Here is a 17,354-nt window from a genome sequence, read left to right as displayed (position 1 = left end):
TCCTATGGCAAAAACAGTCTATATCGCAGGTCTTGGTTTGATTGGTGCCTCTATGGCACTCGGAATCAAACGCGATCATCCAGATTATAAAATTTTAGGTTATAATCGCAGTCAAGCTTCGAGGGATATCGCCTTGAAAGAAGGCATGATTGACCGTGCAACAGATGATTTTGCTAGTTTTGCTCCTTTGGCAGATATCATCATTCTCAGCTTGCCAATCAAACAAACCATTGCTTTCATTAAGGAATTGGTCAACTTGGACTTGAAAGAAGGCGTGATTATTTCAGATGCTGGTTCTACCAAGTCAGCCATTGTGGATGCAGCGGAGCAGTATTTGGCTGGCAAGTCTGTTCGCTTTGTCGGGGCCCATCCCATGGCTGGTAGTCATAAGACAGGGGCTGCCTCTGCGGATGTCAATCTTTTTGAAAATGCCTATTATATCTTTACACCTTCGAGCCTGACAGGTCAGGACACGCTTGAGGAAATGAGGGACTTGCTTTCAGGTCTTCATGCTCGCTTTATCGAGATTGATGCCAAGGAGCATGATCGTGTGACTTCTCAGATTAGCCATTTTCCTCATATTCTAGCTTCTAGTCTAATGGAGCAGACCGCGGTTTATGCTCAAGAACATGAGATGGCAAGGCGCTTTGCGGCAGGTGGTTTTCGAGATATGACTCGAATTGCAGAAAGCGAGCCAGGTATGTGGACCTCTATTCTCTTGTCCAATCGCGAGACTATCCTAGAGCGGATTGAGGATTTTAAGGAACGCTTGGATCAGGTTGGTCAAGCCATCAGCAAGGGAGATGAAGAGCAAATCTGGAACTTTTTCAACCAAGCGCGTGAGCAACGTCAGGCCATGGAAATACATAAGCGTGGTGGAGTGGATAGCTCTTATGACCTCTATGTCGATGTTCCTGATGAAGAAGATGTCATCTTGCGGATTTTGGAATTGCTACGTGGAACTTCCTTGGTTAACATCCACATCAACGAGGAAAACCGTGAAGATATTCACGGGATCCTACAAATTTCATTTAAAAATGCTCAAGACTTGGAACGAGCCGAGCAGCTAATAACAGAAAATACCGACTACACAGTCGTTATCAAATAAGGAGAAAATCATGTCAAAAATAAATAAATCAATATTTGGTATTATCTTTATTTCTTTTATCCTACTTAGTGCTTGTGCTGTTAAAAAAGATGTGAAAACTAATTCAGAAGCAAGTGTCGAGACAAAAAATGAACCATCCAAGAAAGAAACAAGTTCAGAGAAAACTAATTCAAAGTATGTAGACGATAGAATTATTAATGATTTTATTAACAGCTATAATCAAAATTCTAATAGCCCATTAGAAAATATCAAAAAAGGAAATATAAAAATAAAATATTTCGCATCAAGCTACGGATATTACTTGGAGCTTTTACATGCAAATGATACTGATAAGATCAATGTAACAATAAATCAGACAAATGAAAATAGTGAATCTGGTGTTGCAGGAATGAAAGAAGTATTTCATGATATTGTTAAATCGATTGAATCGTCCTTATCTGATGATGAGATAGATAACTATTTTGATAATCTTATGTCGAATGAAATAAAAACAGGTTCTAATTTAGGAACTTTGAAGATAGAGTATATACCAGATAAGGAATTAAGCAATGGATATTCAAGAGGTCATATAAAAGTGATTGCACAATAATAATGACCACAGAGTGACTAGTAATTTTAAAAGAAATAAATAAGGAGAAGAACATGTCAAATATTTACGATAGTGCAAACGAACTTAGTCGCGGTCTTCGCGAATTACCAGAATACAAGGCTGTTAAAGCAGCTAAAGATGCTATTTCAGCAGATGCAGAGGCAAGTAAAATCTTTACAGAATATGTTGCCTTCCAAGAGGAAATTCAAAGACTAGCCCAGACAGGTCAAATGCCAGACGCTTCCTTCCAAGCTAAAATGGAAGGCTTTGGCAAGCAGATTCAGGGGAATAGCCTCTTGTCAGAATTCTTTACCAAGCAACAACAATTGGCAATTTACCTTTCTGACATTGAAAAAATTGTTTTCGAACCAGTTTCAGAATTGCTAAAATAAGAACAGTATTTTGTTCATTTTTATAGATATTTTTTAAACGTATGTTTATCATTGGTAACTACTGTATTAGTTAGAGTTATTAGCGTGGTTCGTTTAAGAATGACTCTGGGGATGAATGCCTTTACTAATAAACAAAATCCAAAACAAATTAAATAGGCTATTGAAAATCATAACTATAATACAAAACGAATTTGAAAGCTTATAACTGTTATTTTCTACTTCAATTGATAAGTTAGAAATTTTTGATGAGATAATAAATATAGAAACAATTATGAAAGAGAATGATTTTTATTATCTATAAATTTTAGTTAAATGATGAACAATAGAAAATAGGAAAAAATATGTCAAAAAAATTAATTGCTCTAATAGGAGTTCCTGTAGGAATTATCTTCATCAGTATTATAGTGTTGGCAGGTTCGTACAATAGTCTTGTTAGCAAAGATGAATCTGTGAAACAAGCTAACTCGAAGATTGAAGTGGCACTTCAACGTAGAGCTGACTTAATTCCAAATGTTGTAAATTCTGTAAAAGGATATATGAAGCACGAAGAAGACATCTTTACAAAGATTGCGGATGCTCGTTCTAAGATTGGCTCAGGAAATACAGAAACAAAAAATGAAGGGGAGAGCGAATTAACTTCTGCCATTTCTCGATTGCTAGTTGTTCAAGAAAATTATCCTGAGTTAAAAGCTGACACTCAAGTATCTTCTCTAATTTCAGAGCTTGAGGGAACTGAAAATCGTTTGTTTGTCGCTCGTAAAGATTATAACGATATTGCAACAGAATATAATAAGACCATTAGACGTTTTCCTACTAGTGTGATAGCTAGTTTGTTTGGTTTCCAAAGAGCTGACTTAATTGAAGCAGAAAAAGATGCAAAGGTTGTCCCTAAAGTCAATTTAACTGATTAGTCTTGTGGGGTATTTCCTATGAAAAAGTTACTTTTACTCTTAATTACCCCTTTATTCTTTTTTATGCCTCTTGTTGCGGCAAATATAGCTGTTCCAGATCGTCCTTTAAATGGTATTTACGATCCTAACGGCTATTTAACCACTAGTGTTGCAGAAACGTTAGAGAGTATGAATGCTGGGAGTGAAACCCAAGTGGGTATTTATATTGTAGATACTCTGGACGGTTCTAGTATTGAAGAGGTAGCCAATGAGGTTGCACGCAAATGGAAAGTTGGCAAACAAGATTCCAACAGTGGAATTCTAATTGCTATTGCTATAAAAGATAGGAAGTTTCGTATTGAAACATCCAACGAAGCAGCAATTTGGCTTACTGACTCTATGGCCAGTTCCTTATTAAATGATTCTAAGCCGTACATGAAAGAAGGGAAATATACTGATGCTCTTAACAAAATTCTAGTAGGTATTTCTAGAGCGGAGTCTAGAAAAGCTGAAATCATAAACAAGAAGGAAAATAATCGACTTCCAAAAAGCTATGAAAAATCATTAAAAAATAATGAAGGCTTTAGTAAGTACTTCGATTACATTCCGTTTCCGATATTGTTCTATCTGTTGTTCTTTCTTTTACTAAGTTTAGCAACGTGGATCAAGTACTTAAAAAGATGTCGCTTTTCTAAGTATGAGTACGAGGGAAAGGGTAAGCTGTATCCAGATTTTCCTGACTTTGTACCTAACGATACGTGGACTGAAGAACGTAAATCTGACTATAAAAAAAATAAGCGTTTAATTAGGTCTCAATATCAGTACGAAGGATATAATAAACTTTATCCAGACTCAAAAGGTTTTCTGCCTAATGATACTTGGACTGCATTACTTCTAGAAGCATACTACGCAGAAGTTGAAAGAAAGCACCTAGATAGGCTTAATCGCTCTCAATACTCTTATAATGGGAAGGGGAAACTCTATCCAAACGATAAAGATTTTGTGAGGAATGCTTCTTGGACTTCCGATCTTAAAAAAAGCTACTATGCTTCACAAAGAGTACAGTCAAGTTCTTATGATAGATCAGATTCATATGATTCTGGTAGTTCTAGTTCATCTTGGTCTTCAGATGATTGGGGTGGCGGTGGATTTGATGGTGGTGGTTCTTCAGATAGTTGGTAAATTGAAAATGAAAAGAATTGCTAAAATAAGAAAATAACTATCATAAAGTCAGGAATTTTTAAGGAATTTCTGGCTTTTTATGATAAAATAGGTAAAAGTATTGCAAGTATGAGGTCCAGTATGAAACTAAAAACAAACATTCGCCACTTACACGGCAGTATCCGCGTTCCAGGTGACAAGTCTATCAGTCACCGTTCCATTATCTTTGGAAGTTTGGCTGAGGGCGAGACCAAGGTTTATGATATATTACGTGGCGAAGACGTCCTTTCGACCATGCAAGTCTTTCGCGACCTTGGTGTTGAGATTGAGGATAAAGATGAGGTTATTACCATTCAAGGTGTCGGTATGGACGGCCTAAAAGCTCCGCAAAATGCCCTTGATATGGGAAATTCTGGAACCTCGATTCGTCTGATTTCAGGTGTCCTTGCAGGTGCAGATTTTGAAGTAGAGATGTTTGGCGATGACAGTCTTTCCAAACGTCCTATGGACCGTGTGACCCTTCCACTGAAAAAAATGGGCGTTAGTATTTCAGGGCAAACTGAGCGAGACCTGCCTCCCCTTCATTTAAAAGGGACGAAAAACCTAAGACCTATTCAGTATGAGTTGCCAATTGCATCTGCCCAGGTTAAGTCAGCCTTGATGTTTGCGGCCTTGCAGGCTCAGGGGGAGTCTGTTATTATCGAAAAAGAGTGCACCCGTAATCATACTGAAGATATGTTGCAACAATTTGGTGGTCATTTAAGTGTGGAGGGCAAAAAAATCACAGTCCACGGGCCACAAAAATTGTCAGGACAAAAGGTGGTTGTTCCAGGAGATATTTCCAGTGCAGCCTTTTGGTTGGTCGCAGGTTTGATTGTTCCAAATTCTCGTGTAGTGCTGAAGAATGTTGGTATTAACGAAACGCGTACTGGTATTATTGATGTCATTCGTGCCATGGGTGGGAAACTAGAAATAACTGAAATTGACCCAGTCGCTAAATCTGCTACCTTGACTGTTGAGTCTTCTGACTTGAAAGGAACAGAGATTGGTGGTGCTTTGATCCCACGCTTGATTGATGAATTGCCAGTTATCGCTCTACTTGCGACCCAAGCTCAAGGTGTAACAGTTATTAAGGATGCTGAGGAACTTAAAGTCAAAGAAACAGACCGCATTCAGGTTGTGGCAGACGCTTTAAATAGTATGGGAGCAGATATTACTCCGACGGCAGATGGAATGATTATCAAAGGAAAATCAGCCCTTCACGGTGCTAGAGTCAATACTTTTGGAGACCATCGTATCGGCATGATGACGGCTATCGCGGCCCTCTTGGTTGCTGATGGAGAAGTGGATCTTGACCGTGCAGAAGCTATCAATACCAGCTATCCTAGCTTCTTTGATGATTTGGAGAGCTTGATTCATGGCTAAGGTATTACTAGGATTTATGGGGGCTGGTAAATCGACTATTGCAAGAGGCTTAGACCCTAATTACCTTGATATGGATGCTCTGATTGAGAAGCGCCTAGGTATGTCCATTGCGAATTTTTTCGCTGAAAAGGGCGAAGTGGCCTTTCGTCAGGTAGAGTCAGAAATCCTAGCTGAGTTACTACAAAGAGACAAAGTTGTGTCAACTGGTGGGGGAGTGGTCATTTCTCAGCGAAATCGTGACTTACTAAAGACAAATTCTGATAATATCTACCTGAAAGCTGATTTTGAAACCCTCTACCAACGCATAGCAGCTGATAAGGACAATCAGCGCCCGCTTTTTCTAAATAATAGCAAGGAAGAACTTGCAGCTATTTTTCAAGAAAGACAGGCTTGGTATGAGGAAGTGGCTAGTCGGATTTTGGATGTGACCAAGTTAAGCCCAGAGGAAATTATAGAGGAACTGAGATGAAAATTGCTTACCTAGGTCCCAAGGGATCATTTTCACACCACGTTGTGCAGACAGCTTTTCCTCATGAGGAATTGCAGGCCTTTGCCAATATTACAGATGTCATCAAGGCCTATGAGCAAGGATTGGTGGACTATTCTGTGGTGCCAGTTGAAAATTCTATAGAGGGTAGTGTTCATGAAACCTTGGACTACCTTTTTCATCAGGCTCGCATTCAAGCAGTTGCAGAAATCGTTCAGCCTATTCATCAGCAGTTGATGGTGGTTCCAGGCCATACTAAGATTGAAAAGATTTTTTCTCATCCACAAGCTTTGGCTCAAGGAAAGAAATTCATAGATGAACAATATCCAGAGGCCCAAATCGAGGTAACAGCTAGTACAGCTTATGCAGCCCGTTTTATTTCCGAACATCCAGACCAGCCTTATGCAGCCATTGCACCAAGAAGTTCTGCCGAAGAATATGGCTTAGAACTGATTGCCGAGGATATTCAGGAAATGGAAGCCAATTTTACCCGTTTCTGGGTTTTGGGAGCTGAAATACCTTTTATTCCCTTGAAATCACAAACTGAGAAAATGAGTTTGGCCTTGACTTTACCAGACAATCTTCCAGGTGCACTTTATAAGGCCCTATCGACCTTTGCTTGGAGAGGAATTGACCTGACAAAAATTGAAAGTCGGCCACTCAAGACAGCACTGGGCGAATACTTTTTCATTATCGATGTGGACTATGCTGATAAGGACTTGGTCCACTTTGCCCAAAAAGAATTAGAAGCGATTGGAATCCAGCATAAAGTACTGGGCGCCTATCCTATTTATCCAATATCAGACCATGGAAAGGAGAGAAGATGAGTAAAGAAAATCCTTTAAACCATCACGAGCAGTTGCGTTATGACTATCTCTTTAAGAATATATATTATTTAAATGAGAAAGAAAAAAAGGAATTTGATTATCTTCAAGCTAAGATACATAGTAGAAGTAGAAGTAAAGATATTCCCGAAGATTCCCTGAAAGTCCAGAAGGTAGTGGAAGATTCAGTTTCTAATTTTCCGCTCCCCTCTTATAGCAATCGTAGTCGTTCTAAAAAATCTCAAAAACTAGCTCCTATTCCAAAAGTAAAGAAAAAGAAACGAAAACTACGTTTAGGTCGTATTCTTGTTGGATTACTTGCAGTTTTGGCATGTGTAGCCTTTGGAATAATTTTTATGTTTTTAAGAGGATATCAAAATGCCACTACTCCTGATAAACCTGCTAATGCAAAAGCAGCTCAAGTGGAAGTGTTCAATGGGCAAGATGCAAAAGACGGAACCAATATTCTTATCATGGGAACAGATGGACGGATTGGCCAAAATAGTGCTGAGACGAGAACGGACTCTATTATGGTACTAAATGTTGGTGGCTCAGATAAGAAAATTAAGCTGGTCAGCTTCATGCGTGATAACTTAGTTTATATTGATGGATATAGTAAGATTATCAATGGGAAGAAACAAACAGATAACAAGTTAAATGTAGCCTATGAACTAGGGGAACAAGAAGGCCAAAAAGGGGCAGAAATGGTTCGCCAAGTATTGAAAGATAATTTTGACTTGGACATTAAGTACTATGCCTTGGTTGATTTTCAGGCCTTCGCAACCGCTATTGACACTCTCTTCCCTGATGGGGTGACGATTGATGCCAAATTCTCAACCTTAGAAGGTCAACCTTTAACCGAAGCTACGGTGGGAGACGATCTTCATGCTACGGAGACTGAGTCTCCGACTCAAACTATTAGGGTAGGAAAACAGCAGATGAATGGTTCCACTCTACTTAACTATGCCCGCTTCCGTGATGATGACGAGGGGGATTATGGTCGTACAAAGAGGCAACAACAAGTGATATCAGCTATTTTTACGCAAATTAAAGATCCAATAAAACTATTCACTGGATCAGAAGCGCTTGGAAAGGTATTTGCTATGACTTCTACTAATGCTCCTTATACCTTCTTATTGACAAATGGTTTACCGGTTTTAGAAGGAATCCAAAATGGTATTGAGAAGCTTACTGTTCCAGAACTTGGAGATTGGGTTGATGCTTATGATGTTTATGGTGGTCAAGCTCTTTTAGTTGATCAAAATAAATATCAAACAAAATTAGCACAGATGGGAATGAGATAGAAGAGAAAATGAGAATTTAAGTTTAGTCAGCTTGTTATAATAGTGGATTAAGCTTTTTTCTTTCCCTATGATAGATTTTTAATGCTTTTTTATGATATAATTAAACGATATAACCCGTTTTTAAAAGAAGAGGAGCGACATGAGTGATTTGAAAGCGATTCAGGCTCGTAGTCTAGAAATGGCTGAATATTTTATAGCATTTTGTAAAGAACATGATTTGCTTTGTTATCTTTGTGGTGGAGGTGCTATTGGTGCCCTTCGAAACAAAGGTTTCATTCCTTGGGATGATGATCTAGACTTTTTTATGCCTCGCAAGGATTATGAGAAATTGGCAGAATTATGGCCTCGTTATGCAGATGAGCGTTATTTCTTGTCAAAGAGTAACAAGGATTTTGTAGACCGCAATCTTTTTATTACTATTCGTGACAAGGAAACTACCTGCATTAAACCTTACCAGCAAGATTTGGATTTGCCACATGGTTTGGCTTTGGATGTTTTGCCTTTGGATTATTATCCTAAAAATCCAGCTGAGCGGAAAAAACAGGTTCGTTGGGCACTGATTTATTCACTCTTTTGTGCGCAAACTATTCCAGAAAAACATGGCGCACTTATGAAGTGGGGAAGCCGTATTTTACTGGGGTTGACGCCGAAATCTCTTCGTTATCGCATTTGGAAAAAAGCTGAGAAAGAAATGACCAAGTATGGTCTAGCTGAGAGCGATGGCATCACAGAATTATGCTCAGGTCCTGGCTACATGAGAAACAAGTACCTAATCGAATCTTTTGAGGATAATCTTTTCTTACCATTTGAAGAGACAGAGATGCCCATTCCAGTTGGTTATGATGCCTATCTTAGAACTGCTTTTGGTGATTATATGACGCCTCCACCAGCAGACAAACAAGTACCGCATCATGACGCCATTATAGCAGATATGGACAAGAGCTACATAGAGTACAAGGGAGAATACGGCGCATGATGGAAGAAAAAATTAGCGTTATCGTTCCAGTCTACAATGTAGAAGCCTATCTGGAGCGATGTGTGGAGTCTATTTTAAAGCAGACTTATACTAATTTTGAATTAATCCTAATAAATGATGGGTCTACTGATTCAAGTGGACAAATTTGTGATGATTTAGCATATCAGTGTGAAAATATCAAGGTTTACCATATCGAAAATGCTGGTGTTTCTAATGCCAGAAATACTGGAATTCAGCTAGCGACGGGTGCTTGGATAACTTTTGTTGATAGCGATGATTTCGTCACCAAGGATTACCTAGCTACTTTAGCTAGTGCAGTTGAGGGAGAAAATGTAGGTTTTGTGATTGCTCCTCTACACCATATCAAAAATGGAATAGTGACAGACTTACCCCCGTATTCTGGTAGAAAAGAACTTTGGTCAACAGAAGAAACCATGAAAGAATTACTGATGACCACTAAGACATCATTCTTTCCAGTCGCAAAACTATTTAATAGAGACCTGCTGGCAGAAGAGAAATTTAATACAGATTACCATCTAGCAGAAGATGCCTTGTTTTTAACTGAATTGCTACTAAAGACAAGATGCAGTAGCGTATTTATTGACAAACCAATTTATTATTATGATCATCGTGAGGGAAGTGCAACAACATCTGTTAATCGGTATGTATTTGACACGATAGAAGTTTATAAGAACATCATTGCTCAAGTATCACAAGTATTTCCTAATTTAAAATATGAATTGAAAAATAGAGAATGTTGGTCATATATCATAGTTTACGATAAAATTATATTTACTTCATCTGAACAGTATCAAAAGGAGAAAGTCGAGCTAAGGACTTGGATTATTCAGCATCGACACGAAATATGGAAGGATACTTATTTCACTGCATTTCGTAAAATAGCTATCCTGTCACTTGTTTTTTCTCCATGGATCTATAAAAAAATTGTTGGATTAAGAAACTAATATTATGAGAAGGAGTTGAAAATGAATTTTCCAATAATGAATGAATACTTTGAAAAATCAAAACTATGGGTTTCATATCTGTTTGTTTTTATTTCGATTTTAAGTATGAGTTCACTAGTTTATAAGATAGCCAATCCCCTCTATAAAGGATTGTCAGCGATTGTAGTGCTTTATATTTGCTATACTTTATTGTTTAAGTGGAAAGAGATCACAGTAGATCGCAAATTTATATCCTTATTTGGGCTCTTAGCTGGAAGCCATCTGTTATCAGCTATTTTCAATCGCTCCGGACATTTGATTGGAAATGTGATTGAAATCCTCTTCATGGTAACCTATGTTTTATTATTTACAATGTTACAATCTGGGCAACTTAAANGATTATTTGACTGGATTGCCTACACAGTTCAAATTGTTTCATTCTCTTCAGCAATTTTCGCGTTTGGTTTATTGATAAGTAGAGTCCTTATCCTATTTAAGATTGGAGAGCAATCTTATTACTATGGTGTTATGAATGGACGTCTGTGGGGGATTGTAAATCCTAATGCTAGCGCGATATTTTCATACATCAGCATTTTTTTGGCTATGTATTTGATTCATAAAGGAAACAAATACTCTATTTATCTAAAACTAAACAATCTACTTCAATTAGTTTACTTTGCAACCATGCAAAGTAGAGGAGCTTTATTATCTTTAGTGTTGATGATTGGGTTTTATAGTTTCTTTATTAACAGGGGTAAGCTAGCTAAGCGATTTCTTACTTTTATTGTTACTGCTTTACTTGTTTCTGGTTTTAACATCGGATTGAGTTATGTAACTTCTATTTATATATCTTCGGGGAAAGCTACTGTATTAGACTTAGATAAAGGACAATTTTATGCAGAAACGGATTCTTCAGTTATTAAAAAAACAGGAGAACTTCATCTAATAGAAACAACACCTAGTGGTAGAACTTATATTTGGAAAAATGCTATAAAAATGGGAAGCGAGAAACCAATTTTTGGTTATGGTGTACGGAATGTTCCAGATTATTACACAAAATATTTCAGTAAATTTGAGATTCAAAATTCTCTTATTGGTGGAAATTTCCATAACATTTTGGTAACGATATTTGTTAGTTCTGGAATTTTAGGTTTAGTATCCTTTCTACTTCTACTAGGATATATAATTAAGCGCTTTTTGACTTATTTGATTGTTTCTAAAAAGAACTCTGAAAAGTTGATTATGATTCTTTTCTTTGGCATCTTGTTCGGTCAATTATTTGAAAGTCAGATTATGTACTCAACTAACTTTATTAATATTATCTTTTGGTTGATTATTGGTTATGGATTAGTTGTTTGCAAACGTGATGAAGGTATTCGTTATCAGGAAGTAACTGATATTAGAGAGATTCAACAGATGGAGCTAGGAATCATGGAATACATTCATGAAACTTGTCAAAAAATTGGTGTTAAATATTTCCTAGCTTATGGCAGTCTTATCGGTGCGGTTCGTCATAAAGGTTTTATTCCTTGGGATGATGATATGGATATCTGTATGTTGCGTGAAGACTATGAGAAGTTGCAAAACTACCTTATCGTTAACCCTGACGAACGTTACGAAGTGATGTCTTATAAAAATAATCTCAACTATGTCTATCCCTTTATGAAAGTTCAGGATAATCAAACTTATTTATTAGAAGAAGATATTCGAATTGATTCCAATATGGGGATTTATGTAGATATTTTCCCTGTAGATGGTTANGANGATGATNNANATTTNAANAACAAGATGACGAAACTNATAAAGAAACGTCAATTGAGTTGCTATACATTTAAAGGCATCACCAATACGAAAAGTGTACTGAATTCACTGATACGCTATATTTCAGTTATTATTTTTTATTTTACAAATACAAATAAATACGTTGCACAAATTGAAGAACTTGCTAAATCACGTAAAGTGTTGGATTATGAGGAAGTGGATTACCTTATCTACAAGGATATGAACAAACCAGTGTGGAGACGCGAATGGCTAGAACAAGTTACTACTGGAACATTTGAAGGTAAGAAATTTACCATTCCGAAAAAATATCATGAAATTTTGACCTCAGACTACGGAGATTATATGCAATTGCCTCCAGTTGAACAAAGACTATCTCATCATGATTTTAAATTATGGAAGATTATTAAAAGGTCTAAATGACGGGATTGGAATTAAGAAACGTTTAAAAATATAGTCAAATTTAGGAGAATAAAACCTATGTCTGAAAGAACTTTAACTCTTGAAGAAATCAAACAAGTAGAATTGGATATTTTAAGGTATCTACATGAACTTTGTGAACAACATCAGATCAAATACTTTATTGATTTTGGAACCTTACTAGGAGCTGTACGCCATAAAGGATTTATCCCTTGGGATGATGATACAGATATTTCCTTAGCGCGTGATGAATTTGAAAAACTGTATAAGGTTTTAAAAAATGAAAATCATCCCTACTATAAATTAATTTCATTCAGAGAAACAAAGGGATACCCATACAGTTATATGAGAGTCTATGATGTAAGGACACGTCGAGATGCTAACCTCGTGGATCCAACGGTCGTATTGGGAACTTGCGTTGACATTTTTCCATATGATGGTGTCGTAACACAAGCAAGCGATCGGAAGAAAATGAAACTATACAAATATTTCATTCGCCTTTCTTCTTTGAACTTTAAAGGAATCAAGTCTGAGAATGGAGGACTAAAAAACTTTCCTCGTTATATTGGTTCGGCTATTTTTCGTTTAACTTCCCCTCAACTATGGAATCAAAAGTTAGAGAGTCTTGCTTTGAAGTATAGTGTAGACCAAGCAACAAATCTTACTTGTACTATATATGACCCCTATTATCCAGAGGGTATAAAAAAAGAATGGCTTTATGATTTGATTGATATGCCGTATGAAAACATAGTGGTAAAGGTTCCGAGAAAATACCATAACATACTTGTCTATGAATTTGGAGAAAACTATATGACTCCACCACCTATTGAACAACAAGTCCCAGGAGGGGATAAAAATTACTGGATAGATTAGTAAAAGTTGCTTATCGTTTAAAACAAAGGAGTTTTCAAGGTGAAAAATAAACAGTTAATAAAACTCGTTGGCTATAGTTTTCTTGTATTCTTTCTAGTACTGATTCAGTTATCTCAAGGAGTAGATGCAGAAACTATTACTGCAGGTTCAGGAAATCGTATCCATTTTATAAATACTAAGGCCAAGTCAGGGAGTGATGCCATTCTTCTGGAAAGCAATGGTCATTATGCTTTGATTGATATGGGTGAAGACTATGATTTCCCTGATGGGAGTGACCCACGCTATCCAAGTCGTTGGGGAATTTCTATGAGAAATTATCAAGTATTAGAGGATCGCTTGATTCGCCACCTAGATCAAATAGGTGTTAAAAAATTAGATTTTATCATAGGAACTCATGTCCATAGTGACCATATTGGTGGAGCGGACGAAATACTCAATCGATATCAAGTCGGTAAGTTTTATTTGAAAAAATATTCAGATGATCGGATCACAGCAAACTGGGGACTATGGGATAACCTTTTCAATTATGATAATGCTTTGAGAGCAGCACAAAAACGAGGGGTTACTCTCATTCAAAACATTTCAGATGAGGATAGTCACTTAAAATTAGGTGATATGGATATCCAACTTTATAACTATAAGAATGAATATGATACTAATGGTAATCTGAAAAAAGTTCGAGATGACAATTCCAACTCCATCGTTTCAGTGGTGACTGTGGCAGGAAAGAGAATCTATCTTGGTGGAGATTTGGATAATGCTGAAGGAGCAGAAGATAAGTTGGGTTCTGTTATCGGTAAGGTTGATATGATGAAATGGAACCACCATTATGATGCGACAATTTCCAATACGATTAATTTTCTTGAGAACTTATCACCAAAAATGATTATTCAGACAACTGGTGGAGATATTAATGTTGCTTCAACCAGAGAATACCTTCAGAAGAAAAATATTCAGGTTCTTCATGCTGCTAGCCAAACTCAAGATGCTACCGTTTTTGATATTAGCGATAAAGGATTTACTAATGTTTCAAATACCTTCCCTGATATCCCTGTAGTTGACGAAAAATGGTATCAAGAAGATGGCTATTGGAAATATCGTTTGTCTGACGGAGAAATGGCTATCGGTTGGAAAGAGATTGGTGGGGCCACTTACTTCTTTAATGGAAAAGGATTAATGCAAGCAGGACGCTGGCTTCACCTTAATGACGACTGGGGAGAAAATGCCAAGGGGAATGATTACTATCTGAATCAAAATGGTAAAATGCAAACAGGCGGATGGTTCAAGCTAGATGACTCTTGGTATTATATCCAATCGAATGGCGCTAGACGATTTAGTGAGCTCTCTGAAATTGGAGGGAAAAAATACCTTTTTGCGGCAGACGGTAAAATGCTAACTGGACATCAAGTATTTAACGGTAAAAAAATGTTCTTTAGTAATAGTGGTGCTCTCCAGTCTGAGGGAAATTCTTCTGGTTGGGTAAAAGAGTCGGCAAACTGGTATTATTATGATGAAAATGGAAATCCTACACTTGGGAAAAAGGTTATAAATGGTTCAACTTATTTCTTTAATAAAGAAGGTGTGATGCAAACTGGCTGGGTCTTTATAGATGGTTACTGGAATTATTTTGCAAATTCAGGAGCAATGCAAATTGGCTGGATTAAAGATAAAGAAGTCTGGTATTATTTAGATAAAGATGGCATCATGTTAACTGGAAGACAAGAAATTAATGGTATTCGTTACTATTTGAATGCTAGTGGTGCCATGCAGACTGGCTGGAAGTGGCAAGACAATAGCTGGTACTACTATACGAACTCAGGTGCCATGAAAACTGGTTGGTTGAAAGATAAAGAATCATGGTATTATTTGGATCCAGAAACAGGTATCATGGTAGTCAGCTCTAAAGAAATTGACGGTAAGAACTATTTCTTCAGCCCAGCAGGTACTATGCAAGTTGGATGGCAGTGGTCAAATGATTCTTGGCATTATTACGCTACATCTGGTGCACTCCAAACTGGTTGGTTGAAGGATGGTAATGTATGGTACTATCTCGAAGGTAAGGAAGGTACTATGTTGGTTGGTCTTCATCAAGTGAATGGTAAATACTATTACTTCAATTCATCTGGATCTATGCAGACTGGTTGGAAATGGTTTGACAATCATTATCGTTACTTTGAAGCAACTGGAGATATGAAAACAGGTTGGATAAAGGACAAAGGTATTTGGTATTATTTGAATCCTGAAGATGGTATCATGTCGATTGGACTCAATAAAGTAAATAGTGATCATTATTACTTTGATACAACAGGAGCGATGCAAACTGGTTGGAAACAGGTGGATGGTAACTGGTACTATTTCCAAGCTGATGGTTCCTTGTTGAAAAATTCTACGACACCTGATGGCTATAAAGTTAATGAAGAAGGTATATGGAAACAAGGTGTTAATAATGATGAGAATCAAAATCATTCTACAAACAAACAGGAAACATCTACTTTAATTGATAAATCAGACAATGTCAATAAATAAGAGTCGCAAGAAAAACAAAAAGAATATTCGACCATAGAGTCAAATATTTCAAACAAGAAACAAGAATAAGGAAATCCCCTGCTAGTAGAGCAATCTATTAGCAGGGGATTTTTTTAATTTCTTTTAATCTTAGCAAGAGCAAGATTGAGTGCATAGTGGAATGTTTTATCTTTGGTAATAAATAGTGTCAAGAGATAATATATTCCACAAGTAGAAACAGTCGAGAGAACCATGAGAATCATGTTGAGGTTGACTGTATAAGAGTTGATTTGGAAAAGGAATTTAAATGTGAAATAGATGGGAATGAATCCGAGCGATACAATAGTATAGCGTGTTAAAGTAGTAAAGATTTCTTTTAAGTTAAGCAGATGATGTTTCTGGATAAAGTAAATTTCCAGTAGAACAACTACAGTTTCTGCAATAATAGTAGTAGCAATGTAGTACTCTGGTGCAAAAATATTATTGAAAAACAAGAGACTGTTGAGTAGGATATTAGTGCCACCACCAATAAAGTAAAAGGCTGTTAAACGATTTTCGTGGTCGTTGATGAAGATAATTTGTTTACCAAGGATTAACTCAATGGCCCAAATAATAGTCCGAAAGGCGAAGACACTAGTCACAATACCAGCTTCAAGGTATTTTTCAGAAGAGTAGATAACTGCAGCGTAGTTTCCTAACACCATAATCCCAATACTGGTTGGAATGATAAGGAAGTAAAAGAGGGCAGCTCCTTGGTTCAGAAGATTTTTATAAGATTCGTAATCTTTCTTACCGAGATAGTAGCCGAGACGTGGAATACTGACATTGATAGCTCCACTCAGGACACTGGCAATCAACATAACGATGCTGGAAGCAATGGTATAATAAGAAATGTAGTTTTCATCAGGTCCCTTGGTAATAAACATTCTATCAAGTAAGGTGTAGAGCATGTTGGCGTTCGCTAGTAGAAGCATAGTCAAGAGCGGTTTAGATGCTTTGATTAATTCTATGAGACCAATTTTGACAAAGGAAACTTCTCTCTTGATCCAAAGAAAACTGAGTAGATAGTTGAGAATTGTAGTTGCACTCATAATGATTGCATAAGGTACGATATCGTCTGGAGTTTTTACAAAGGTGAAGATAGCGACCAACATGGCAATACGAATAACCAATGTTTTGTAAAGGATGAAGGCATAGTTTTCATAAGCCTCGTTCATCCACTCGATATAAAGGAATTGGAAGAGAGCCTGGACACCAAGTATATAGTAGAGTTCTTTTAAATTTTCAATACTATTATCCAGGTAAATAAATAGGAAATAGATACTTGTTGTTAGAACAGATGTAATAATGGAGATATAGAATAATTTAGAGAAAACATAGTTAATTTTATTCTTATCGTCCTTGACTTTACTGATAGCTCGAATCCCATAGTTGTAAATTCCAAAGGCGGCTAAAGGAATGACAAAGCTAGCCCAGGTATTGGCGGTATTGAAATAACCGTAGTTGGATTTGCTGAGAATCCGCGTCAGATAAGGATTGGTTATCAGTGGAAAAACGATATTGAGAACATTGACTAGTAAGCTAGCCAGTGCATTAACTTTTATATTTTTCATTGTACTTTCTTTCTTGTATTGTAAAATGGTCTCTAGTATTATATCACATTCTCGCTTCATTCTT

At 36.8% G+C, this 17,354-nt stretch carries 14 protein-coding genes and 1 pseudogene; 14 read left to right on the top strand and 1 reads right to left on the bottom strand.

What is annotated here, in order from left to right; all coding sequences use genetic code 11:
* Nucleotides 1-4: 4 nt before the first annotated feature.
* The 14 genes and pseudogenes from D8837_RS01005 (at nucleotide 5) to D8837_RS00940 (ending at nucleotide 15,698) form a co-directional block, all read left to right on the top strand.
* Nucleotides 5-1,108, top strand: a complete 1,104-nt coding sequence (locus D8837_RS01005) for a prephenate dehydrogenase (RefSeq protein ID WP_125455906.1) — start codon at nucleotides 5-7, stop codon at nucleotides 1,106-1,108.
* A 10-nt stretch (nucleotides 1,109-1,118) separates the two neighbouring features.
* The gene (locus D8837_RS01000) at nucleotides 1,119-1,697 is read left to right on the top strand and encodes a hypothetical protein (RefSeq protein WP_125455905.1); all 579 of its coding nucleotides are present in this window, start codon (nucleotides 1,119-1,121) and stop codon (nucleotides 1,695-1,697) included.
* 53 nt (nucleotides 1,698-1,750) lie between these two features.
* Nucleotides 1,751-2,089: a YlbF/YmcA family competence regulator gene (locus D8837_RS00995; protein WP_000065980.1), complete on the top strand. Its 339-nt coding sequence runs from the start codon at nucleotides 1,751-1,753 to the stop codon at nucleotides 2,087-2,089.
* A gap of 341 nt (nucleotides 2,090-2,430) precedes the next feature.
* On the top strand, nucleotides 2,431-3,000 hold the full coding sequence (locus tag D8837_RS00990) for a LemA family protein (protein WP_125455904.1): 570 nt from the start codon (nucleotides 2,431-2,433) through the stop codon (nucleotides 2,998-3,000).
* A gap of 18 nt (nucleotides 3,001-3,018) precedes the next feature.
* Nucleotides 3,019-4,161, top strand: coding sequence for a TPM domain-containing protein (locus D8837_RS00985; RefSeq protein WP_125416437.1), 1,143 nt, complete (start codon nucleotides 3,019-3,021; stop codon nucleotides 4,159-4,161).
* A gap of 120 nt (nucleotides 4,162-4,281) precedes the next feature.
* Nucleotides 4,282-5,565: a 3-phosphoshikimate 1-carboxyvinyltransferase gene (aroA, locus tag D8837_RS00980; protein ID WP_125455903.1), complete on the top strand. Its 1,284-nt coding sequence runs from the start codon at nucleotides 4,282-4,284 to the stop codon at nucleotides 5,563-5,565.
* The gene (locus D8837_RS00975) at nucleotides 5,558-6,034 is read left to right on the top strand and encodes a shikimate kinase (RefSeq protein ID WP_004259764.1); all 477 of its coding nucleotides are present in this window, start codon (nucleotides 5,558-5,560) and stop codon (nucleotides 6,032-6,034) included. Before aroA ends, D8837_RS00975 begins: the two co-directional genes overlap by 8 nt.
* On the top strand, nucleotides 6,031-6,879 hold the full coding sequence (gene pheA, locus D8837_RS00970; protein WP_004259760.1) for a prephenate dehydratase: 849 nt from the start codon (nucleotides 6,031-6,033) through the stop codon (nucleotides 6,877-6,879). The genes D8837_RS00975 and pheA overlap by 4 nt, the downstream gene beginning before the upstream one ends.
* Nucleotides 6,876-8,180: an LCP family protein gene (locus tag D8837_RS00965; RefSeq protein WP_125455902.1), complete on the top strand. Its 1,305-nt coding sequence runs from the start codon at nucleotides 6,876-6,878 to the stop codon at nucleotides 8,178-8,180. The genes pheA and D8837_RS00965 overlap by 4 nt, the downstream gene beginning before the upstream one ends.
* Nucleotides 8,181-8,319: 139 nt before the next feature.
* A complete protein-coding gene (locus D8837_RS00960) occupies nucleotides 8,320-9,156 on the top strand; it encodes a LicD family protein (protein WP_125455901.1) in 837 nt (278 codons plus the stop codon).
* A complete protein-coding gene (locus tag D8837_RS00955; protein ID WP_125455900.1) occupies nucleotides 9,153-10,121 on the top strand; it encodes a glycosyltransferase family 2 protein in 969 nt (322 codons plus the stop codon). Before D8837_RS00960 ends, D8837_RS00955 begins: the two co-directional genes overlap by 4 nt.
* Before the next feature lie 21 nt (nucleotides 10,122-10,142).
* Nucleotides 10,143-12,302 (top strand): annotated as a pseudogene (locus D8837_RS00950) (LicD family protein).
* A 57-nt stretch (nucleotides 12,303-12,359) separates the two neighbouring features.
* Entirely contained in the window at nucleotides 12,360-13,172 is an 813-nt protein-coding gene (locus D8837_RS00945; RefSeq protein ID WP_125455899.1) for a LicD family protein, read from the top strand.
* A 39-nt stretch (nucleotides 13,173-13,211) separates the two neighbouring features.
* Nucleotides 13,212-15,698, top strand: a complete 2,487-nt coding sequence (locus D8837_RS00940; protein ID WP_398575061.1) for an MBL fold metallo-hydrolase — start codon at nucleotides 13,212-13,214, stop codon at nucleotides 15,696-15,698.
* 113 nt (nucleotides 15,699-15,811) lie between these two features.
* On the opposite strand, the gene D8837_RS00935 is transcribed toward D8837_RS00940, so the two are convergent.
* Nucleotides 15,812-17,290: an oligosaccharide flippase family protein gene (locus D8837_RS00935; RefSeq protein WP_125455898.1), complete on the bottom strand. Its 1,479-nt coding sequence runs from the start codon at nucleotides 17,288-17,290 to the stop codon at nucleotides 15,812-15,814.
* Between the last annotated feature and the right edge of the window lie 64 nt (nucleotides 17,291-17,354).

It is taken from the genome of Streptococcus mitis (assembly GCF_003942965.1).
GTDB lineage: Bacteria > Bacillota > Bacilli > Lactobacillales > Streptococcaceae > Streptococcus > Streptococcus mitis_BH.
This window is presented reverse-complemented; position numbering and strand designations above follow the sequence as displayed.

Coding starts and splice junctions, on each gene's coding strand:
- D8837_RS01000 (WP_125455905.1), top strand. CDS start 1,119: ATGTCAAAAATAAATAAATCAATATTTGGTATTATCTTTATTTCTTTT.
- D8837_RS00955 (WP_125455900.1), top strand. CDS start 9,153: ATGATGGAAGAAAAAATTAGCGTTATCGTTCCAGTCTACAATGTAGAA.
- D8837_RS00990 (WP_125455904.1), top strand. CDS start 2,431: ATGTCAAAAAAATTAATTGCTCTAATAGGAGTTCCTGTAGGAATTATC.
- D8837_RS00965 (WP_125455902.1), top strand. CDS start 6,876: ATGAGTAAAGAAAATCCTTTAAACCATCACGAGCAGTTGCGTTATGAC.
- D8837_RS00985 (WP_125416437.1), top strand. CDS start 3,019: ATGAAAAAGTTACTTTTACTCTTAATTACCCCTTTATTCTTTTTTATG.
- D8837_RS00960 (WP_125455901.1), top strand. CDS start 8,320: ATGAGTGATTTGAAAGCGATTCAGGCTCGTAGTCTAGAAATGGCTGAA.
- aroA (WP_125455903.1), top strand. CDS start 4,282: ATGAAACTAAAAACAAACATTCGCCACTTACACGGCAGTATCCGCGTT.
- D8837_RS00935 (WP_125455898.1), bottom strand. CDS start 17,290: ATGAAAAATATAAAAGTTAATGCACTGGCTAGCTTACTAGTCAATGTT.
- pheA (WP_004259760.1), top strand. CDS start 6,031: ATGAAAATTGCTTACCTAGGTCCCAAGGGATCATTTTCACACCACGTT.
- D8837_RS01005 (WP_125455906.1), top strand. CDS start 5: ATGGCAAAAACAGTCTATATCGCAGGTCTTGGTTTGATTGGTGCCTCT.
- D8837_RS00995 (WP_000065980.1), top strand. CDS start 1,751: ATGTCAAATATTTACGATAGTGCAAACGAACTTAGTCGCGGTCTTCGC.
- D8837_RS00975 (WP_004259764.1), top strand. CDS start 5,558: ATGGCTAAGGTATTACTAGGATTTATGGGGGCTGGTAAATCGACTATT.
- D8837_RS00945 (WP_125455899.1), top strand. CDS start 12,360: ATGTCTGAAAGAACTTTAACTCTTGAAGAAATCAAACAAGTAGAATTG.